Annotated in this window: 17 protein-coding genes; 15 read left to right on the top strand and 2 right to left on the bottom strand. The window is 49.2% G+C overall.

Annotated features, from left to right (window positions below; translation table 11 throughout):
- The first annotated feature begins 65 nt into the window (after positions 1-65).
- From RGU75_RS15525 to RGU75_RS15560, 8 genes are all read left to right on the top strand, one after another.
- Complete coding sequence (locus tag RGU75_RS15525; protein ID WP_322240573.1) at positions 66-2,441, top strand: MMPL family transporter; 2,376 nt, start codon at positions 66-68, stop codon at positions 2,439-2,441.
- Positions 2,442-2,452: 11 nt separating this feature from the next.
- Complete coding sequence (locus tag RGU75_RS15530; protein WP_322237404.1) at positions 2,453-3,685, top strand: NAD(P)/FAD-dependent oxidoreductase; 1,233 nt, start codon at positions 2,453-2,455, stop codon at positions 3,683-3,685.
- Positions 3,686-3,732: 47 nt separating this feature from the next.
- The gene (locus tag RGU75_RS15535; protein WP_416186874.1) at positions 3,733-4,275 is read left to right on the top strand and encodes a DUF3261 domain-containing protein; all 543 of its coding nucleotides are present in this window, start codon (positions 3,733-3,735) and stop codon (positions 4,273-4,275) included.
- A 15-nt stretch (positions 4,276-4,290) separates the two neighbouring features.
- Positions 4,291-5,496, top strand: coding sequence for a beta-ketoacyl-ACP synthase (locus RGU75_RS15540; RefSeq protein WP_322237410.1), 1,206 nt, complete (start codon positions 4,291-4,293; stop codon positions 5,494-5,496).
- Between the two features lie 71 nt (positions 5,497-5,567).
- Entirely contained in the window at positions 5,568-6,218 is a 651-nt protein-coding gene (locus RGU75_RS15545) for a hypothetical protein (RefSeq protein WP_322237412.1), read from the top strand.
- Positions 6,215-7,000: a 3-oxoacyl-ACP reductase FabG gene (gene fabG, locus RGU75_RS15550; protein WP_322237414.1), complete on the top strand. Its 786-nt coding sequence runs from the start codon at positions 6,215-6,217 to the stop codon at positions 6,998-7,000. The genes RGU75_RS15545 and fabG overlap by 4 nt, the downstream gene beginning before the upstream one ends.
- Positions 6,997-8,229 carry a beta-ketoacyl-ACP synthase gene (locus RGU75_RS15555; protein ID WP_322237417.1) on the top strand — a complete coding sequence of 411 codons (1,233 nt, stop codon included), beginning with the start codon at positions 6,997-6,999 and terminating at the stop codon, positions 8,227-8,229. The genes fabG and RGU75_RS15555 overlap by 4 nt, the downstream gene beginning before the upstream one ends.
- A gap of 128 nt (positions 8,230-8,357) precedes the next feature.
- The gene (locus tag RGU75_RS15560) at positions 8,358-9,023 is read left to right on the top strand and encodes a 4'-phosphopantetheinyl transferase family protein (RefSeq protein ID WP_322237419.1); all 666 of its coding nucleotides are present in this window, start codon (positions 8,358-8,360) and stop codon (positions 9,021-9,023) included.
- On the opposite strand, the gene RGU75_RS15565 is transcribed toward RGU75_RS15560, so the two are convergent.
- Positions 8,971-9,501, bottom strand: coding sequence for a polyhydroxyalkanoate granule-associated phasin (locus tag RGU75_RS15565; RefSeq protein ID WP_322237422.1), 531 nt, complete (start codon positions 9,499-9,501; stop codon positions 8,971-8,973). The two genes, RGU75_RS15560 and RGU75_RS15565, sit on opposite strands and share 53 nt — an antisense overlap.
- A 301-nt stretch (positions 9,502-9,802) precedes the next feature.
- Between RGU75_RS15565 and surE the strand changes: the two genes are divergently transcribed.
- From surE to rlmD, 5 genes are all read left to right on the top strand, one after another.
- Positions 9,803-10,540 (top strand): 5'/3'-nucleotidase SurE, encoded by a 738-nt coding sequence (gene surE, locus RGU75_RS15570; RefSeq protein WP_322237424.1) that lies wholly within the window; start codon positions 9,803-9,805, stop codon positions 10,538-10,540.
- Entirely contained in the window at positions 10,537-11,496 is a 960-nt protein-coding gene (locus RGU75_RS15575; protein WP_322237426.1) for a protein-L-isoaspartate(D-aspartate) O-methyltransferase, read from the top strand. Before surE ends, RGU75_RS15575 begins: the two co-directional genes overlap by 4 nt.
- Positions 11,497-11,751: 255 nt before the next feature.
- Positions 11,752-12,753 carry a peptidoglycan DD-metalloendopeptidase family protein gene (locus tag RGU75_RS15580; protein ID WP_322237427.1) on the top strand — a complete coding sequence of 334 codons (1,002 nt, stop codon included), beginning with the start codon at positions 11,752-11,754 and terminating at the stop codon, positions 12,751-12,753.
- 127 nt (positions 12,754-12,880) lie between these two features.
- Positions 12,881-13,951 (top strand): RNA polymerase sigma factor RpoS, encoded by a 1,071-nt coding sequence (gene rpoS / locus RGU75_RS15585; protein ID WP_322237430.1) that lies wholly within the window; start codon positions 12,881-12,883, stop codon positions 13,949-13,951.
- Positions 13,952-14,220: 269 nt separating this feature from the next.
- The gene (gene rlmD / locus RGU75_RS15590; RefSeq protein WP_322240575.1) at positions 14,221-15,585 is read left to right on the top strand and encodes a 23S rRNA (uracil(1939)-C(5))-methyltransferase RlmD; all 1,365 of its coding nucleotides are present in this window, start codon (positions 14,221-14,223) and stop codon (positions 15,583-15,585) included.
- Between the two features lie 116 nt (positions 15,586-15,701).
- Here the strand turns inward: rlmD and RGU75_RS15595 are convergent, their stop codons facing one another.
- Positions 15,702-16,403: a Bax inhibitor-1/YccA family protein gene (locus RGU75_RS15595; RefSeq protein ID WP_322237432.1), complete on the bottom strand. Its 702-nt coding sequence runs from the start codon at positions 16,401-16,403 to the stop codon at positions 15,702-15,704.
- A 374-nt stretch (positions 16,404-16,777) separates the two neighbouring features.
- On the opposite strand from RGU75_RS15595, the gene ndk reads away from it, so the two are divergent.
- Positions 16,778-17,203 carry a nucleoside-diphosphate kinase gene (gene ndk / locus RGU75_RS15600; RefSeq protein WP_322237436.1) on the top strand — a complete coding sequence of 142 codons (426 nt, stop codon included), beginning with the start codon at positions 16,778-16,780 and terminating at the stop codon, positions 17,201-17,203.
- A gap of 163 nt (positions 17,204-17,366) precedes the next feature.
- The gene (gene rlmN / locus RGU75_RS15605; RefSeq protein WP_322237440.1) at positions 17,367-18,542 is read left to right on the top strand and encodes a 23S rRNA (adenine(2503)-C(2))-methyltransferase RlmN; all 1,176 of its coding nucleotides are present in this window, start codon (positions 17,367-17,369) and stop codon (positions 18,540-18,542) included.
- The last annotated feature ends 10 nt before the right edge of the window (positions 18,543-18,552 follow it).

Consider the following 18,552-nt stretch of genomic DNA (forward strand, 5'->3'; position numbering starts at 1 on the left):
ATAAGGCCAATACTGAAATCGATACCGGAACCAGTAATAGTGTTAGCAAGTGGCCGAAACGATTGGTGTGGATCTGGCTGCTGGTGGTTGGGCTGATATTGAGTCATAACGCCTATCTATGGTTGGTACAAAAGGTCGTACCCGATACTGATATTCTTGCGTTATTGCCCGTGGAGCAGCGTGATCCGGTTTTACAACAAGCGTTCACGCATATGGTGGATTCGGCCCAGCAACGGGTTATTGTGCTGGTTGGGGCCGACGATTGGGCGCAAGCGCGTGCAGCTGCCGATGCTTACTCTGCGGTACTGATCAAACATCCCGCATTGTTCGAGGCCACAGCACCAATGTCGGAGCAAGCGCAGACCGACTGGTTAGGGCCATCGCAGCAAAATCGACTCAGTTTGTTGACCGCCGAGCAGCAAAAGCTGCTGCAGGAGAAGCCACCGGCGTTCTGGGTTGAGTCCGCCTTGAGACAGTTATATAGTCCTTTTTCTGGTCCTAAATTGGGTGCGTGGCAGGATGATCCGTTTGGCTTGTTTACGGGCTGGGTGCAGGCGCGCGCGCAAGAGACGCCGGTCAGGCCCCGTGATGGCTATTTGTTCGTGGAGGCCAATGGCCGCCAATATGTGATGCTATTGCTGACTTTGCGTCAACCGGCGTTTTCAATGGCAAACCAGCAAGCAGTATTGCCATTGCTGAACGTCGCTGCCAAGGCAGCCAAATTAACCGTTCCCAAAGTTGAGTTGATTAGCGCCGGTGTGATATTGCACGCTGGTGCTGCCAGCGCTCAGGCTAGTGCCGAGATGTCGACCATTGGTGTAGGTTCGCTTCTTGGGATCGTACTGCTGATGTGGTTGACATTCGGTGCATTTCGGCCTGTCGGCTTGATTGTTCTGTCGATCGCTATCGGCTGCCTTGGAGCCTTTTCAATTTGCTGGCTTATTTTTGGACGCGTGCATTTGCTGACCCTTGTGTTTGGCGCTAGTCTGATCGGTGTTGCACAGGATTATGGCATCTATTTTTTATGTAGTCGTGCAGGAAGTGATAAGTCCCTACCGTCGCACCAATTGTTACGGCGTCTATTGCCGGGATTGTTATTGACGTTGACCGCTGCCGTGATTGGCTACATCGGGTTGGCGCTGACGCCTTTTCCAGGGCTAAGGCAGATGGCGGTCTTTTCGGTACTGGGTTTGGTGTTTGCGTGGCTGACCGTGATTTGCTGGTTTCCGACTTTGGTCCAGCCGTCGACTTTAAAGGGGACACGTTTTGCCGACTGGTGTGGGGCGAGTCGTCATCACTGGCCGCTATTTCAACGTAATTTTGGCACCTTGTTGGTAGCGATATTATTTGGTGTTTTCGTGGTGACTGGATTAACCCGATTGCGCGTCAACGATGACATCCGCTCTTTGCAGTCTCCGCCGAAAGTGCTGTTAGACGATCAGATCAAATTATCAAAAATACTCGACGCACCGACTCCCGTGCAATTTTATCTGGTACGCGGTGATAGCGCGGAGCAAGTGTTGCAACGTGAAGAAGCGCTGCGGTTACGGCTCGATCCATTGATCGCGCAGCACGTAATCAGCGGTTATCAGGCGATGTCCAGCTGGACGCCATCAATGCAAGCGCAAATCGCGAACCGCGTATTAGTGGAGCGCGCTCTACTAGGTAAAGACGGACCGTTGAAAGCCCTGGCGGCGCAGCTTGGCGAGGACCAAAGCTGGATTAAGCAGATGCGTGAGCGGGCGTTGGGTGCGGCAACTCAGGTTGGTACCAACACCAGCACTTTGACGCCTGATGCATTTTTAAAAACCCCGGCGAGTGAACCGTCACGACATCTTTGGCTTGGTCGGGTTGAGGGTGTGCATGGTGTGACTTTTGCCAGCATTGTGGCGTTGCGTGGTCTGAATAATTATGCGAATTTACCCCTGTTACAAAAGACAGCATCGCACTTGGATGGTGTTCAATGGGTCGATAAAGTGAGCGAAATTTCTACTGTATTGGGTGATTACCGGCAATATATGGGAAGTGTATTACTGGGCGCTTATGTTGCCATTTTCTTGCTGCTGTTCGGGCGTTATCGTTTTGCAGGATGGCGTGTGGTGTTGCCTCCAGCTATTGCCAGTATTGGGGTGCTTGCTTTACTAGGGATTATTGGTCAACCCTTGCAAATGTTTCATATGCTGGCGCTGATGCTGATCCTCGGATTGGGTGTTGATTACGGTATTTTTTTGCAGGAGAAAACTGACCATCAAGATCCCGCAGGACGGTTTGCCTGGCTGGCGGTTTGTTTGTCGGCTGTAAGCGCCTTATTGTCATTCGGGCTATTAGCGTTATCAAGTACGCCGCCGTTGCATGCGTTTGGATTCACGATGTTGGTTGGCATCGCGATTGTGTGGCTGATAGCACCTTGTTTTAGCCAAAGTAAAAACTCACGGTTGTAAAGGTAGAAAAAATGGATATTAACGTTAAGAAGTGTGATGTTGTCGTAATCGGTGCGGGTCCGGCAGGATCGGTCGCAGCTGCGTTATTGCGACAGCAAGGTCGCCAGGTCCTGGTCCTTGAGCGTGAGCAGTTTCCGCGTTTTAGTATTGGTGAAAGTTTATTGCCGCAAAGTATGGCTTATCTGGAGCAGGCCGGCATGCTGCAAGCGGTAGTTGAAGCTGGATTTCAATATAAAAATGGCGCAGCTTTTGTGCGCGGCAAAAAATACACTGCTTTCGATTTTCGTGATAAACATGCTAACGGTTGGGGCACCACTTATCAGGTGCAACGTGCCAATTTCGATCAGTTGTTGGCCAAAGAAGCAGAGCGCCAAGGCGCTGAAATATGTTTTCAGCATACAGTCACCGCTGTCGACCTCAATGGCGGCAAGCCGCGTGTTAAGGTGCAAGATCCGAGTGGCATAGAATATAAGGTTGAAGCAGAGTTTATTTTGGATGCAAGTGGATTTGGCCGTATTTTGCCGCGCTTGCTGGAACTGGAAACGCCATCTAATTTTCCTGTTCGTGGTGCGATTTTTACGCATATTGAAGATGGCATCGCTTCACCAGATTTTGATCGGAATAAAATTCGTGTCACGGTGCATCCTGAGCATTGCGACGTCTGGTATTGGCTGATTCCGTTCGCTGGCGGTCGCTGTTCGATCGGCGTGGTGGCCGAAACAGCGTTTTTGGCTAAATATCAAGGGTCGGACACTGAACGTCTTCAAGCGCTGGTGAATGAAGATCCGGCATCGCGGAAACTGCTGGAAAACGCTTGCTGGGATACGCCAGCGCGTTCTATCGTCGGTTATTCTGCCAATGTTAAATCGTTATGGGGAAAAGGTTATGCGTTGCTTGGCAATGCTGGTGAGTTCCTTGATCCGGTATTTTCTTCGGGTGTCACTATTGCCTTAAAATCTGCCAGTTTGGCTGCCGAAGTATTAGGTCGCCAGTTATCCGGCGCTAAAGTCGATTGGGAGAGTGAGTATGCGACTCCACTCAAAAAAGGCGTCAATACGTTTCGGACGTTTGTTGAGTCGTGGTACGGCGGTGGATTTCAAAACGTTATTTTTCATGAAAATCAGCAACCCGAAATTCGTCGCATGATTTCGTCAATTTTGGCTGGTTACGCGTGGGACGAGAGTAATCCCTATGTACGCGAAAGTAAGCGTCGTTTGAAGGCGCTGGAGGAAATATGCGCTTGACTGCGATAGGCAAACGTTATGCGGCCTTAATCGTGGTGGCCGTGCTGATGGCGGGTTGCGCCAGTACCGAGCCTGCGGCACCGCCAGAGCGATTGGGTTTAAAACTGTCGCCAGCGTCATTGGGTGCCAGCATCAGCTTGCAACAGCATTTGACGGTTGAACGTAATGGTCGCACTGATCAACTGGATGCTGCGCTTGAAATTGATCCTAAAGAATTAAATATGGTCGGGTTGGCGTTGGGGCAACGCGTATTGACTTTGCATTATGATGGAAAAACGTTAGAGTCCTGGCGTCATCGGATGCTGCCGTCTCAAGTTCGGGCGGATGACGTGTTGGAGGATACGCAACTGACCTTATGGCCGGTAGAAGCCATTCGGAAGGCGTTGCCTGAAGGCTGGAAAATTGAACAACAGGGTTTGCGCCGGACCTTGTTGCGTGATGGCGTCCCGGTCACTGTCATTGTTTATAGTAATGCGTCGCCATGGAGCGGCAAGGTGGAATTAACGAACATCCGTTATCACTATCGCCTGACAATTGAGTCAGTTGGCGGCGATAGTTCAAGTACGCCGATAAAAATTGCGGCACCTTAATTTGGTCATTTGAATATGTTTTATTTAAACGAACTGGGTCTTATTTGCGCGCTTGGCGATACCCATGCCGGAATCCGTCAGCGCCTGTTTGCCGGCCAAACCGGCATTGTGATGACGGATCGCTATTCATCCGTTGGTGCGTTGCCGATCGGTTGCGTGGAAAGTGTTTTGCCTACGATGGATCTTGGTAACTACCCGCTAGCCCATCGTAGCCGGAATAATCAACTGCTGTTGGCTGCGTTAAAACAGATACGACCAGCAGTGGATGCCGTCATCGAACAGTACGGACCCGACCGGATAGCGATTGTACTTGGCACCAGTACCTCTGGCATTGCCGAAACCGAAGCGGCATTTCACGCGGCGTATGGGAAAACTGCAAGCGTGGACCCTGCGGATCGAAAATTTCCGCCAAACTTTACTTATAGACAACAAGAGATGGGATCAGCCGCAGCGATGTTAGCCGATGCGTTAGGAGTAACTGGTCCGGCTTATGTGCATTCCAGCGCTTGCGCTTCCAGCGCCAAAGCGTTGGCGAGCGCCGCACGACTAATCCAGATGGGTTTGTCTGATGTAGTACTTACCGGCGGAGTTGATTCGTTATGCGCATTCACTGTAGCTGGATTCGGTGCTCTGGCGTCGGTCAGTAAAGTGCGGTGCAATCCATTTAGCGCCAATCGCGACGGTATTAATATTGGCGAGGGTGCAGCATTGTTTTTGATGAGTGCAAAACCTGCGACGGTAGCATTGCGCGGGTGGGGCGAGTCTTCTGATGGTTATCATATTTCTGCGCCAGATCCAGATGGTAACGGTGCCCGAATTGCCATTACCCAAGCGCTCAGAAGGGCCAACGTCGACGCGACGCAGATCGATTACATCAATTTGCACGGTACGGCTACCCAGCAAAACGATGCTATGGAAAGTAGGGTCGTGAATACTATTTTTGGCGACCGAGTCGCCGCAAGTTCGACTAAAGCTTATACCGGTCATACCTTAGGTGCAGCGGGTGCAGTTGAAGCCGGTTTGTGTTGGCTGGCAATGCAAGATGACAATTCTGGCGGTTATTTACCACCGCATTTGTGGGATGGTGTCACGGATAACAAGTTGGCGGAATTGAATCTACTACCTGAAGGATATCGGCTTGGGCATCCATTGCGCTGGGCGCTAAGTAACTCATTTGCATTTGGTGGCGCTAACGCAGCGCTGGTGATGGGACGCGAATAATGGGCGAGGTTTCCTGCAAAATTGACAGTGATGATATCAGTCAGGTTTCTATAGAGCCTAGCGGTGTAGTAATGAATCAAGCGGTTGATGGAGTAATCAATGAGGTAATCAATGCAGTGAAAATGCAACCTGCACAAAAGCAGCTTGCATCACTTTTAATTTCATCAACGGATGGTGTGGCATCTGGTCGTTTTGCACCACCGAATATTCAGAGTTTGTTGCCACATTCGGGTGTGATGGTTTTGCTTGATCGGTTTGTTTTCGCTGACGAAGAGCGTTTATGCGCTGAGGTGGTGATTCGAGCAGATAGTCTATTTATGGGAACCGATGGTGTTGGAAGTTGGGTTGGCGTGGAATATATGGCGCAAGCTATTGCAGCTTTTGCTGGTTATAAGGCACGCATCGATGGCAATCCGGTAAAAGTAGGATTTTTGCTTGGCACGCGACGTTATGAGGCAAGTTGTGGCTTTTTTCCATTGGGCGCAGTATTGCATATTTTGGTAAAACGACTTATGCAGGCCGATAATGGACTCGGATCATTTGAGTGCGCAATCTATGACGCCACCGATAGCGTAGACGAAATGAAGCGCGGTGAGGTTGCAGGGACGCTGTTTGATCTTGCTGGCGAAGCGGATAACAATATGCGGCCTTTAGTGCGTGCCACTATTACCGTGTTTCAACCGCATGATGTGACTGGTTTTCTTGAAGGAATGGTGGAATGACGTTGGCAATAGTAAATAATGAAAATGGTAAAGCCGACAATGGTAAAGCCGACAACTTAAGCAAGTCGGTACTGGTAACCGGGTCAAGCCGTGGAATCGGTAAGGCCATTGCATTGCGATTGGCACGAGAGGGCTATGACATCGTATTACATTGTCATCGTCAGCGCGATGCGGCGGAAGCGGTAGCCGCTTTAATACGTGCGATGGGTCGTCAGGCACGTGTGTTGCAGTGTGATATCGGTGACCGGCAGCGTACGTCTGATATTTTGTTGGCAGATATCGCAGAGCATGGTTGTTATTACGGTGTGGTGTGTAATGCCGGTGTGGCCCGAGACAATGCTTTTCCCGCGATGTCGGGTGAAGATTGGGATCTGGTGTTAAAGACCAATCTGGATGGATTCTATAATGTTCTCAATCCGCTAGTGATGCCGATGGTGCATCGTCGTGCGCCAGGTCGCATTGTGACATTGGCATCAGTATCGGGATTGATCGGCAATCGCGGACAAGTCAACTATAGCGCTGCGAAGGCCGGCATCATTGGTGCTACCAAGGCGCTGGCAATCGAGCTAGCGAAGCGCCACATTACGGTTAATTGTGTCGCACCGGGTTTAATTGAAACCGACATGATCGCAGATGTTCCGCTTGAGGAGGCACTTAAAATGATTCCAGCCCGGCGTGTAGGTAAACCGGAAGAAGTTGCAGCTACCGTGTGTTTCCTGATGGGAACTGATGCCGCTTACATCACGCGTCAGGTGATTTCTGTCAATGGAGGAATGGCATGACGCGGCGTCGCGTAGTGGTCACCGGAATGGCAGGAATCAGCCCGATAGGAAATGATTGGACAAGTATCCGTGCGCGTCTGGGCAGTTATCGTAACGCGATCGTGCGGATGGAAGAGTGGGCCGATTATGATGGATTGAACACCCAATTGGGCGCACCGGCGACAGACTTTACGCTGTCTGATCGCTACACGCGGCGAACGATGCGCAGCATGGGACGGGTCGCATTGATGGCAACCCGAGCGACTGAAGTGGCGTTGATTGATGCAGGTCTCATCGATGATCCACTACTCAAAAATGGGTGTTGTGGGATCGCTTATGGTTCGTCCGCGGGCACGCCCAAAGCGATAGGTGATTTCGGCAAGATGATGGAAGAGCGCTCGACAAGAGGGATCAACGCGACGACTTATATCAAGATGATGGCCCATACGGCGCCAGTGAATATTGGTGTGTTTTTTGGCGTGACCGGCCGCGTGATAACAACATCCAGTGCATGCACTTCAGGTAGTCAAGGCATTGGTTATGCCTATGAAGCGATTTGTAGTGGTCGGCAAAACATCATGATTGCTGGCGGTGCCGAAGAGTTGTGCGCGACCGAAGCGGCAGTCTTTGATACCTTGTTTGCGACCAGCATACGCAACGACATGCCTGAATCGACGCCGAGACCATTTGACACGAAACGCGATGGCTTGGTGATCGGTGAAGGTGCCGCAACATTCATTCTGGAGGAATTGGAGCATGCACGTGCGCGCGGCGCAACAATTCACGCCGAGATAGTCGGATTTGGAACCAACAGTGATGGTTGCCATGTAACGCATCCCAATACCGATACGATGCGCATTGCGATGGAGTTAGCACTGCAGGATGCGGCTCTATCGTCGTCTGCAATTGGTTATATCAGCGCACATGGCACGGGTACAGAGCAAGGTGACATTGCTGAGTCTCACGCCACGGCGCAGGTATTCGGCAATCAGGTTCCCATAAGTTCGTTGAAAAGTTATACCGGCCATACGCTCGGTGCATGCGGTGCTTTAGAGGCATGGACCGGTATTGAAATGATGCGGGAAGGCTGGTTTGCCCCGACAATCAATTTGACCGAATTAGATCCGCGCTGCGCTGATCTGGATTACATCACGAATGAGGGGCGGGCCATTCAGTGCGATTATTTTATGTCGAATAATTTTGCGTTTGGTGGAATTAATACGTCATTGATTTTTAAAAGATTTGGATAAGACTATTTATGCGTGCCGCCTCAGTTTGGTTGGTCGACGGGCGTCATTGGCCGGACCACATACTTGCGCCTTGGCTCGCCTGTCTGACCGAAGCTGAACAACAACGTTATCGCCGTTTTATCAGACCAATGCGGCAGCGCGAGTTTTTAATAGGGCGGATTCTTTTACGGTTTGCCGTTGCGCGACTAGCTAATTTAGCATTCACTGACATAGGCGTTGTTGACCGTAAAGATAACGCACCGTTACCGGTGCTTCCAGACAGATTGTCTAAGGAAATTATCGATCTGCCTTTTTTAAGCTTATCTCATAGCCGTGGCTGGGTTGCTTGCGCGGTGAGCGTTGATACGCCGCTTGGCCTTGATATTGAGGCGCTGGATGCCAGTCGTGATGTCACATCTTTAGGAGACATTGCATTTACCTGCGCCGAGAACCAATGGCTATCCCAGCACAAGGACGCGGAAAAAAAAGCAGCTTTTTATGCTCTTTGGAGCGAGCGGGAGGCGTTGTACAAAATGAGGTCAAGCGCCGACCGTCCGTGGAGCGAGGATGCCTTGGTGAGTGATGGCATAAAATTGACATCCGGGTCGGATTGGACTTTATACTCTCCTCTACACTCCAAGCTCGCTATCTGCTTGTGCAGCAGATATGCGGTGTCAAAGCCGCTTTTGCTTGAATTAACTGGTGACTCTCCATTCGCATGGGCGCTGCAGGCTGATGGATTGCCCGAAACTGATGTAAGCTTTAATCAAGCTTTTGCTCAACCGTTTCAAGCTTTGCCAACCGTATTGCATTAGCTGTCGCTCTTGAGTGCAATGGGTACAATCCGGTCTGAGCAACCTCTGCAATTGAGGCGTTTAACTGCGACAGTAAATTGCTGGACTGTTTCATATGCCGGTCAATGAGCTTGTTTTTTTCGATTGGAATGGGCTTGAAGAAAGTGCCGGTCGCAAAGGCAATCAGTTCTTTAGTGCCGTTCAATAACTCCTGAATTGCGAGTTTCGCCACTTGCTGATGCAAGCCCAGCATCCTTATTGTCATGGCATGGGCCGACTCAGAAAGTGCATCCATTTTTTCTTGTCCCATTAAGCTAAACTCTTCCTGATCGCGTTGATTTGGTACAGGGCCAGCCATTGCCATACGAACACTGCGATGTGTGATGACTTGCGCGGACGCTGTCATCATTTCACGCGTTTGGGTTGCCAGGTCGCCCCATACGGTATAGGGATTTTCTGTAGTACTTGCTTGGGTTAAGCGGTTTGTGTTGGATTTCATAGTAACTCCTAAATGAGATCATTGAATACCGCAAAAGCATATCGAAAAAGCTCCGTGCGCATTCAATGTGTATTGACTCTATGGTTGCCGAGAAAGCACAAAACACAGCCTGTTAGCGCTAACAATACTCTTTTTTTTGATTTCCCGTGAGATATTTGTTGCGGTGCACCATAAGAGTGCTGCTTTGTTAAAAAACATTAAATGGAACCAAAATCATATTTTTTTGGGCTTATTGACAACTTCACATAAAAACAAGCAAATCTTCCATTAACCTAAGGGCGGCTTCAGGTAAAATTCTTGTATGAAAATTCTCATCAGCAACGACGATGGTTATCTGGCCCCGGGCATCATTGCATTGGCAAATGCGCTGACACCGATAGCGGAAATTGTGGTGGTCGCGCCAGACAGCAATCGATCCGGCTCTTCTAATTCTTTGACACTAGATCGTCCGTTGTCGGTTCATCGCGCCGAAAATGGTTTTTATTTCATCAATGGAACACCGTCGGATTGCGTGCACATTGCACTGACCGGGATGCTTAATTTTCGCCCCGATTTGATTGTTTCGGGGATCAATCAAGGTCAGAATATGGGAGATGACACCTTGTATTCGGGTACCGTCGCGGCTGCTACCGAAGGATTTTTGTTCGGCATTCCCTCGATTGCGTTTTCGCAGGTAAGTAAGGGTTGGGAAGAATTAGACGCCGCAGCTAAGGTCGCGCGTGAGATTGTCGAGCGTCGATTTGCGACTATGCCGCAGCCTTATCTCTTAAACGTCAATATTCCGAATCTTCCATACCATCAATTGAAGCCCGCGCTGGCTACACGTCTGGGTAAACGGCATGTTTCTGAATCGGTCATCAAGACGCAAGATCCTCACGGGCGAGAAATTTACTGGATTGGTCCTGCAGGTGCAGCAAAAGATGCCAGCGAAGGGACCGATTTTCATGCGATCGCAAAAGGGCATGTCTCGATTACGCCATTACAGATTGATTTAACCCATGCGATGCAACTGGCCGCACTTACCAAGGATTTGTCATGACGGAAGCGCCAAAGCGTTTCCCCTTGACGTTGTCATCGGTGGTCGACACTAAATCGCGGTCTTCCGGCGTGGGTTCCAATCGTGTCGTTGCAACTCCCCAAACTGCGACTAGAAATGCCGCTTACGATAATCTTAAATCGGCTCCGCCAAAAGCGGCATTTAATTCTGCCTCTGATAAACAACCCTATTTTAATCCTTCAGCATCGGCGGGTAATGCGGGCAAGAAGACCGGTTCGACTCCCGGTAACCAGCACAATCTAGCCAGCCAAACCAATCAAACTAACCAGCATTCAACAGATAAACGGTCTACGACGTTGGTGTCGGAGGGAGTTCGTAAAGCCATGGTCGCGCGGATTGCGAAGCTGGGTGTGAGAGACGTCAGCGTGCTGGCGGCAATGGAGGCGGTACCGCGGCACATGTTCATGGAGCCCGGGCTGGCTAGTCAGGCTTATATTGATGCATCGCTACCCATCGGCCACCATCAAACTATTTCACAGCCGTATATTGTTGCCCGAATGATTGAGGTTATGCGCGACAATCAGCAAGGTGGCGTGCTCAATCGCGTATTGGAAATCGGAACCGGTTGCGGCTATCAGGCCGCGGTGTTGTCTTTGGTGGCAAAAGAGGTCTATTCGATTGAACGAATCAAGCCTTTACATGAGTTAGCGAGAAGTAATTTGCGACCGTTGCGTGTAGCAAATATCCGACTGCATTACGGAGATGGTATGCTTGGCCTGCCGCAAGTGGCGCCTTTTGATGGAATTATCTTAGCTGCCGCTGGGCTTGAAGTGCCGCAAGCATTGCTGGATCAGATGGCGATAGGCGGTCGACTGGTGGCGCCAGTGGGTTCGCGTCATCAAGTTCTTCAGTTGATTCAGCGTATCACTAAATTTGACTGGACCAGCACTACGCTCGAAGATTGCCATTTCGTGCCGTTGCGTTCCGGGATCGCATGAGCTGAGCAGTCTTCGGCAATATAACGAAAAAGCCAGAAGATGCAGAATATAGCGGCCCGGCAGCGATGGTTGGCCAACATCGGTCTATAAAGACTTGCTGGTAACAAATTTTTAAAACTTTTAAACGAAAAATGATCGGATATTGAATCCATGAAATATTATGGCGTTAAATGTTGTGTTTAATCGGTTGTCTGTTACTACAAATAACCGCATCGATCTTAACCGCGATACGTCGCAAATAAAAATGTAATGAGAATGAAGAAAACACGCCTTGTATTGCTGGGAATAATCGTCGGCTCAATTGCTGCATGTAGCACGACGCGAACACCCGCGCCCGTAGTAGATCGCAGAGTCGGTGGCCCGAACGTAAGTGCGGCTCCTAATACGCCTCAGGCACCCAGGGTTAGCGGCCCAGGATATTACACAGTGAAAAAGGGCGATACGCTGTATCGGATTGCACTTGAGTTCGGGCAAAGTTATCGCGATATTGTCAGCTGGAATAATCTCAATAACGCCAACGACATCAAGGTTGATCAAGTGCTGCGGGTTCAACCTCCTGAGGCTGGCAGCAGTCTGGCTGGTGGCGCACAAGTCGGTAACGTTTCGAGCGAATCCGGGGTCGATGTCCGCCCGCTCGGCACAGCGCCTTCCGCTTCTTCCAGTGCAAATGGCACGATGAATGGCGGTAATAAAACAAGTCCACGCGGCGACAAGCGTCCATATTCGGACAGCGCGCTGGCGGAATTGCAAAAACCGGATGCGCCATCTCCACCATCGGCATCTGATAGTCGGCCTGATGTGAGGCCAGACTCCCGCGCAGAAGTAAAACCGGATCCAACGAAAAATAACGAGAAAGCGATCTCACCACCAATCGCCTCTGCGACAGAGGATGGCCGCGTAGACTGGATGTGGCCAACAGAAGGCAAGGTGTTGGGGGGATTCGATCAAGGTAAAAAGGGTATTGATATTGCCGGAAAAACGGGGCAGCCTGTGTTAGCGGCCGCGGCAGGTAAGGTTATGTATGCTGGTAGCGGTATTCGTGGTTATGGCAATCTGGTGATCGTTAAGCACACCAATAATTTATTATCCGCGTACGCGCATAACAAGGTTATTCTTGTGAAAGAGGGACAAGTTGTCAGCAAGGGGCAAAAGATCGCAGAAATGGGAAATTCGGATAGTGATTCGACCAAGCTGCATTTTGAAATTCGCCAGCAAGGCAAGCCAGTTGATCCCTCAAAATTTTTACCTGGTCGCTAATCTATAAGCAGCACGATAGAATAGAGGCAAATAAAGGTTAGCAAGTCAGTTTGATGGTGCATTGTTGTTATTGGGTATCTGATTCAAAGAGGTTGTCAACTGTGTAATTAACCAAGTGAACGGCTAAATGAACAAGCGCCTTCCTGCTCGACAAAGTGATCAAAATAAAGTGTCATCTGGAGAAGTGCCAGATGACATTATCAGTGATCTCGACACCACCGCTGAAAAAGAAGCGCTCGAGGAGAGCGATGATGGCGAGGCGGAAGATATCGAAGCCGGTATTGATGATCTTGATGCCGGTGATAGTGTCGTGGTCGTGGTTGATGGTGTTGATGAGCTGAAAAAAGTATTAGCGGCGGAGTTGTCCACCGATACCACGCAGCATTATCTTAATCAAATTGGTACCCGACCACTCCTCACCATTCCTGAAGAAGTACATTTCGCGACACTGGCCAAGCAAGGGGATTTTCCTGCTCGCCAAAAGATGATTGAGCACAACCTACGTTTGGTTGTTTCAATCGCTAAACACTACATCAATCGCGGAGTTACCTTGCTTGATCTGATCGAGGAAGGTAATCTCGGTCTCATGCGTGCCATAGACAAGTTTGAGCCGGAACGGGGCTTCCGATTTTCGACCTATGCGACCTGGTGGATACGGCAAAGCATTGAACGGGCAATTATGAATCAGGCGCGCACTGTCCGCTTGCCGGTTCACATGGTGCGTGAATTAAATCAAATCTTGCGGGCCAAATATCACCTTGAAGCACAACATCATGATGGCAAAGATGCGAATGCAGAAGACATTGCCCATTTAGTAGGTCGTCCTGTGGATGAAGTGCAAGCAGTATTAGCGCTTTCAGAGCATGCAACATCGCTAGACGCACCGTTAGATCAAGATCCATTGGCCAGTCTTCTGGATTTGTTGCCGAGTGCCACTGAAGAACATCCTGATGCCTGTGCTGAACAAAAAGAGACATCTATTCTGGTACGGGTTTGGCTAGAAAGACTCACTGACAAGCAGCGCAATGTGATCATGCGTCGTTTCGGTCTGGATAATGATGATCCTTCAACCTTAGAAGAGCTAGCGGTTGAAATCGGCGTCACGCGTGAACGAGTCCGGCAAATTCAGCAGGAAGCATTAATAAAGCTGAAGCGCTTGTTAGGAGCAAAAGGGGTGGATAAAGACGCCTTTCTTTAGCCTTGGAAGATCCTGAAAGCTAATTGGACAGATGACTTACGTCGGATAGTCGTTATAATTCGGTCCTTTCCCAATCTCGTTTTATGCTGTTCCTTCAAAATCGCTTCCTTTTCCTGTGCAGCAACTTCAGATGGTGAGCAGCAGATTCTGGCGCGGATTTCCTTTGCCTCCGAATGTGGATGCTTCGCCCATGTGAATGATACTTCTGCCGCATAGAGAAATACGGAGCGGGTTTAATGCGACGACATAAGCAATGTACTTCTATTCTTATGCATCAAGACATCACTATTGATATCAAATCTCTCGACATGGATGCCCGGGGAATCGGCCACCTGCACAATGAAGACGGCACTCAAGGCAAAGTGATCTTTGTTGAAGGAGCCCTTCCAGGAGAAAATGTCAGCTTTCACTCATTTCGTAAAAAAAAGAAGTGGGAATTCGCCACGATGACAGCATTGCATCGGGAATCTGTCTCGCGCATAAAGCCACGTTGCCAGTTTTACGGTGTGTGTGGCGGATGCGCAATGCAACATTTAGAGCCGAACGCCCAGGTTGCCATAAAACAACGTGTACTAGAAGATAACCTTTGGCATATCAGCAAAGTGAAAGCGGATCTCATGCTGCGGCCAATTTATGGGCCAACATGGGAATATCGCTATCGCGCTCGGATTTCTGTGCGGAACGTGCCTAAAAAAGGCGGCGTTCTAGTTGGATTTCACGAGAGAAAGTCGCCCTACGTCACCAACATGACCAGTTGCGAAATTTTGCCCGCAAAGGTGTCTGCGATGTTAGTGCCGTTGCGTGGATTGATCGGCTCACTGACCATCATCGAACACTTGCCGCAGATTGAATTAGCGGTGGGCGAAAATGCGCAAGGCGAAGTCACTGTGATGGTATTGCGCATTATGGCGGCGTTGAGCGCGGAGGATGAAGTTAAGCTGAAGGCGTTCGCCGATGAGTATCAGGTCCAGTGGTGGCTCCAAACCGGGGCGCCAGAGACAGCAGCGCCGTTTTATCCTGCGCAGAGCGATCTGTATTACACGTTGCCTGAATTTAATATCCGCATGCCGTTTAAGCCGACTGACTTCACGCAAGTCAATCATCAGATCAATCGTGTATTGGTAGCAAAAGCAATACGTTTGTTGGGCTTATTGCCGGAAGAGCGGGTTGCTGATTTGTTTTGCGGTTTAGGTAACTTTACGTTGCCACTCGCAACGCTGGTACGAGAAGTGGTTGGCATCGAGGGTAGCGAGGCGTTAGTTGTGCGCTCGAGAGAGAATGCGGTCGTCAATCAATTAGGCGACAAAACCACTTTTTATTGCCGGAATCTCTTCGAGGCCACCACTGGAGATTTTATTGCACTCGGTAAATTCGACAGAATGTTAATTGATCCGCCAAGGGACGGTGCGGCGGCAGTATGTGCAGCCATAGTCGGATTGGCAGACTCAAATCGTCACCTTATGCCGAAACGCATTGTGTACGTGTCTTGTAGTCCATCAACATTGGCGCGTGATGCTGGGACGTTAATTCATGGCGGATATCGATTGTCTCAGGCGGGTGTCGTTAATATGTTTCCGCATACGGCCCATGTCGAATCGATTGCCGTATTTGATTTGGTTGAAGCGACCGCATAGCGTTAATTGCAAATTGTTAAGTCCTTTACAAATGTATAAACGTTAAAAAGCCAACCTCAAACGGTTGGCTTTTGAATAGGTATTTCGCGTCTACAGCTAAATGATTAAATGTAATATTAGTTCCGATTGCCACCAAAAATCCCTAGCAACGATAAGAGATTAACAAAAATATTATAAACATCAAGATAGATGCTTAATGTTGCGCGAACATAATTAGTCTCGCCACCGTTAATAATTTGTTGCACGTCGTATAAGATGTAGGCCGAAAAAATCGCAATAGCAATGACTGATACTGCCAAATAAAGTGCTGGGATTTGTAAAAAGATATTCGCCACACTTGCCACTATTATAACGATCAAACCAGCAAATAACCATTTCCCCAGGCCAGAGAAGTCGCGCTTGGACACTGTAGCAATTGTTGCCATGACTGCGAATACGATCCCGGTACCGCCGAACGCCATCATAATCAGTGTTCCACCATTCGAAAACCTGAGCGTATGTTCAATCAGTCTCGTCAGCATCAGACCCATGAAGAACGTAAAGGCTAACAGGACGACTACACCCCAGCCGGTATCCTTGGTTTTTTCAATAGCGTAGAAGAATCCGAAAGCAATTGCCATAAACGCAACAAATCCGATCATCGGATTGCCGGAGAATAGATTGAAATTGAGTTGTACGCCAACCCAGGCACCGCCAATTGTTGGAATCATCGACAGCGCGAGTAGCCAATAGGTATTACGTAGCACGCGATTGCGAACGCCGCTTAGACCTGCGGTGGTGCCCGTTGGTGCGTAACGATGTTGCTGATTTGAATTCATGATTATCCCTTTTTTAACAGCGTGAACATAAGCTGGAAGTAGCATAGCACGTTGTGGTAAGACTATCTTTGCCACGGCCATCAAGCCTTATAGGTCGTTCGTTAATTCAGACAGTTTTCAGCGTCAGAGGTTCTATTGGGGTGTTAGGTCGCGGTGATATGGTTCTCTTGCAGGTGTTTCGTGGTAAAATCTAAGGTTGATTGGATTATAAAACAATCCTTCTAAAACATGGCATTAATGCATGATTTTACCTAACACAATTTCAGCCAATTTCGCATAGTTCTGACTAGCACCGTCTAGTATCAATGCAATTGAAGATGTAATTGAATAACTTACACCAGTTTGACCTTTCTATATTATTGGAGTTTTTTTAAATGGCAATTGAACGCACCCTATCGATTATCAAACCAGACGCAGTCGCTAAAAACGTCATCGGTCAAATTTACAGCCGTTTTGAAACAGCTGGCCTGAAAATCATCGCTGCGCGCATGATGCATTTGTCCCGCGCCGAAGCAGAAGGTTTTTACGCTGTGCACGCTGCTCGTCCATTCTTCAAGGATCTGGTTGATTTCATGATCTCTGGTCCTGTTATTGTGCAAGCACTGGAAGGCGAAAACGCTATCCTGACGCACCGTGACCTGATGGGCGCGACAGATCCAAAGAAGGCCGATAAAGGCACGATTCGTGCTGATTTCGCAGATTCGATCGATGCAAATGCAGTTCATGGCTCCGATGCCGCTGAAACAGCTGCTGTTGAAATCGCTTATTTCTTTCCTGCTTTGAACGTGTACTCACGTTAATTCGCAAAGCACGAATTAGTAAGGTGTTAATAAGTATCAAGTCAGTACGTGCAATGAAGCACAGATAATTGATAAGTTAGTAAGTTGTAGTACGTTGATCCGCCTGACATTTGCATTCATTTTTTGCATTTGCACACGGATCAACAATTAGATGGAATCTGTCATGACAGCTCTCACCAACCTGCTGGATCTGGACCCTGCGCAACTTGTCGACTATTGCGGCGAATTGGGTGAGAAGCCGTTTCGCGCTAAGCAATTGCTACGCTGGATACACCAGTTCGGAGCAAGTGATTTCGACGCAATGACCGATCTGGCCAAGTCCTTACGCGACAAACTGGCCACGCGCGCGATGATCGCCGCACCGGCCGTAATTAGTGATCATATTTCCACAGATGGCACCCGCAAATGGTTGCTGGATGTCGGACAGGGTAATGCTGTAGAAGCAGTATTCATTCCCGAAGAAAATCGGGGCACGCTGTGCATTTCGACTCAGGCTGGATGTGCCGTAAACTGTCGTTTTTGTTCAACTGGCAAGCAAGGTTTTAGCCGTAATTTGACCGTGGGTGAAATCATCGGTCAGTTATGGATGGCTGAATTTGAGCTCCGCAAATCAAAAAATATTGACCCTGGTCCAAAAGGTGAGCGCCAGATTACCAACGTGGTAATGATGGGCATGGGCGAGCCATTACTAAACTATGAACCGACCGTTACTGCCTTGAAACTGATGTTGGACGATAACGCCTACGGCCTTTCTCGCCGCCGCGTTACGTTGTCAACCAGCGGCGTGGTACCGATGATTGACAAGTTGTCGCAGGATTGTGCTGTGGCGTTGGCCGTCTCATTACACGCTTCCAACGATGCTTTGCGGGACGGATTAGTGCCACTAAATAAAAAGTATCCACTTAGCGAACTGATGGCATCTTGCCGACGCTATCTGGAGTTTGCACCGCGCGATTTTGTAACATTTGAATATTGTATGTTAGACGGCGTTAACGACAGTGATGCTAACGCCCGCGAGTTAATCGCTCTGGTCCAGGGACGCAGTGGTAGCGAGGCAGTGTCCTGCAAATTCAATCTCATACCGTTCAATCCGTTTCCAGAGTCTGGTCTTAAACGGTCTAATAATCCGCGGATAAAAGCATTTGCACAGATCCTCATGGATGCCGGAATCGTCACAACGATACGCAAGACGCGAGGCGATGATATCGATGCCGCATGCGGGCAGCTAGCCGGAGAAGTGCAGGACCGCACCAAAGTCCAGGAGCGCATGCAAAAAATGGCCGAGTATCAGCAAAAATTTGGTAAAAATTTCGGTCGCATTGTTGAGGTCTCTGAGTGAAATCAAGGTG

Source organism: Glaciimonas sp. CA11.2 (assembly GCF_034314045.1).
Classification (GTDB): domain Bacteria; phylum Pseudomonadota; class Gammaproteobacteria; order Burkholderiales; family Burkholderiaceae_D; genus Glaciimonas.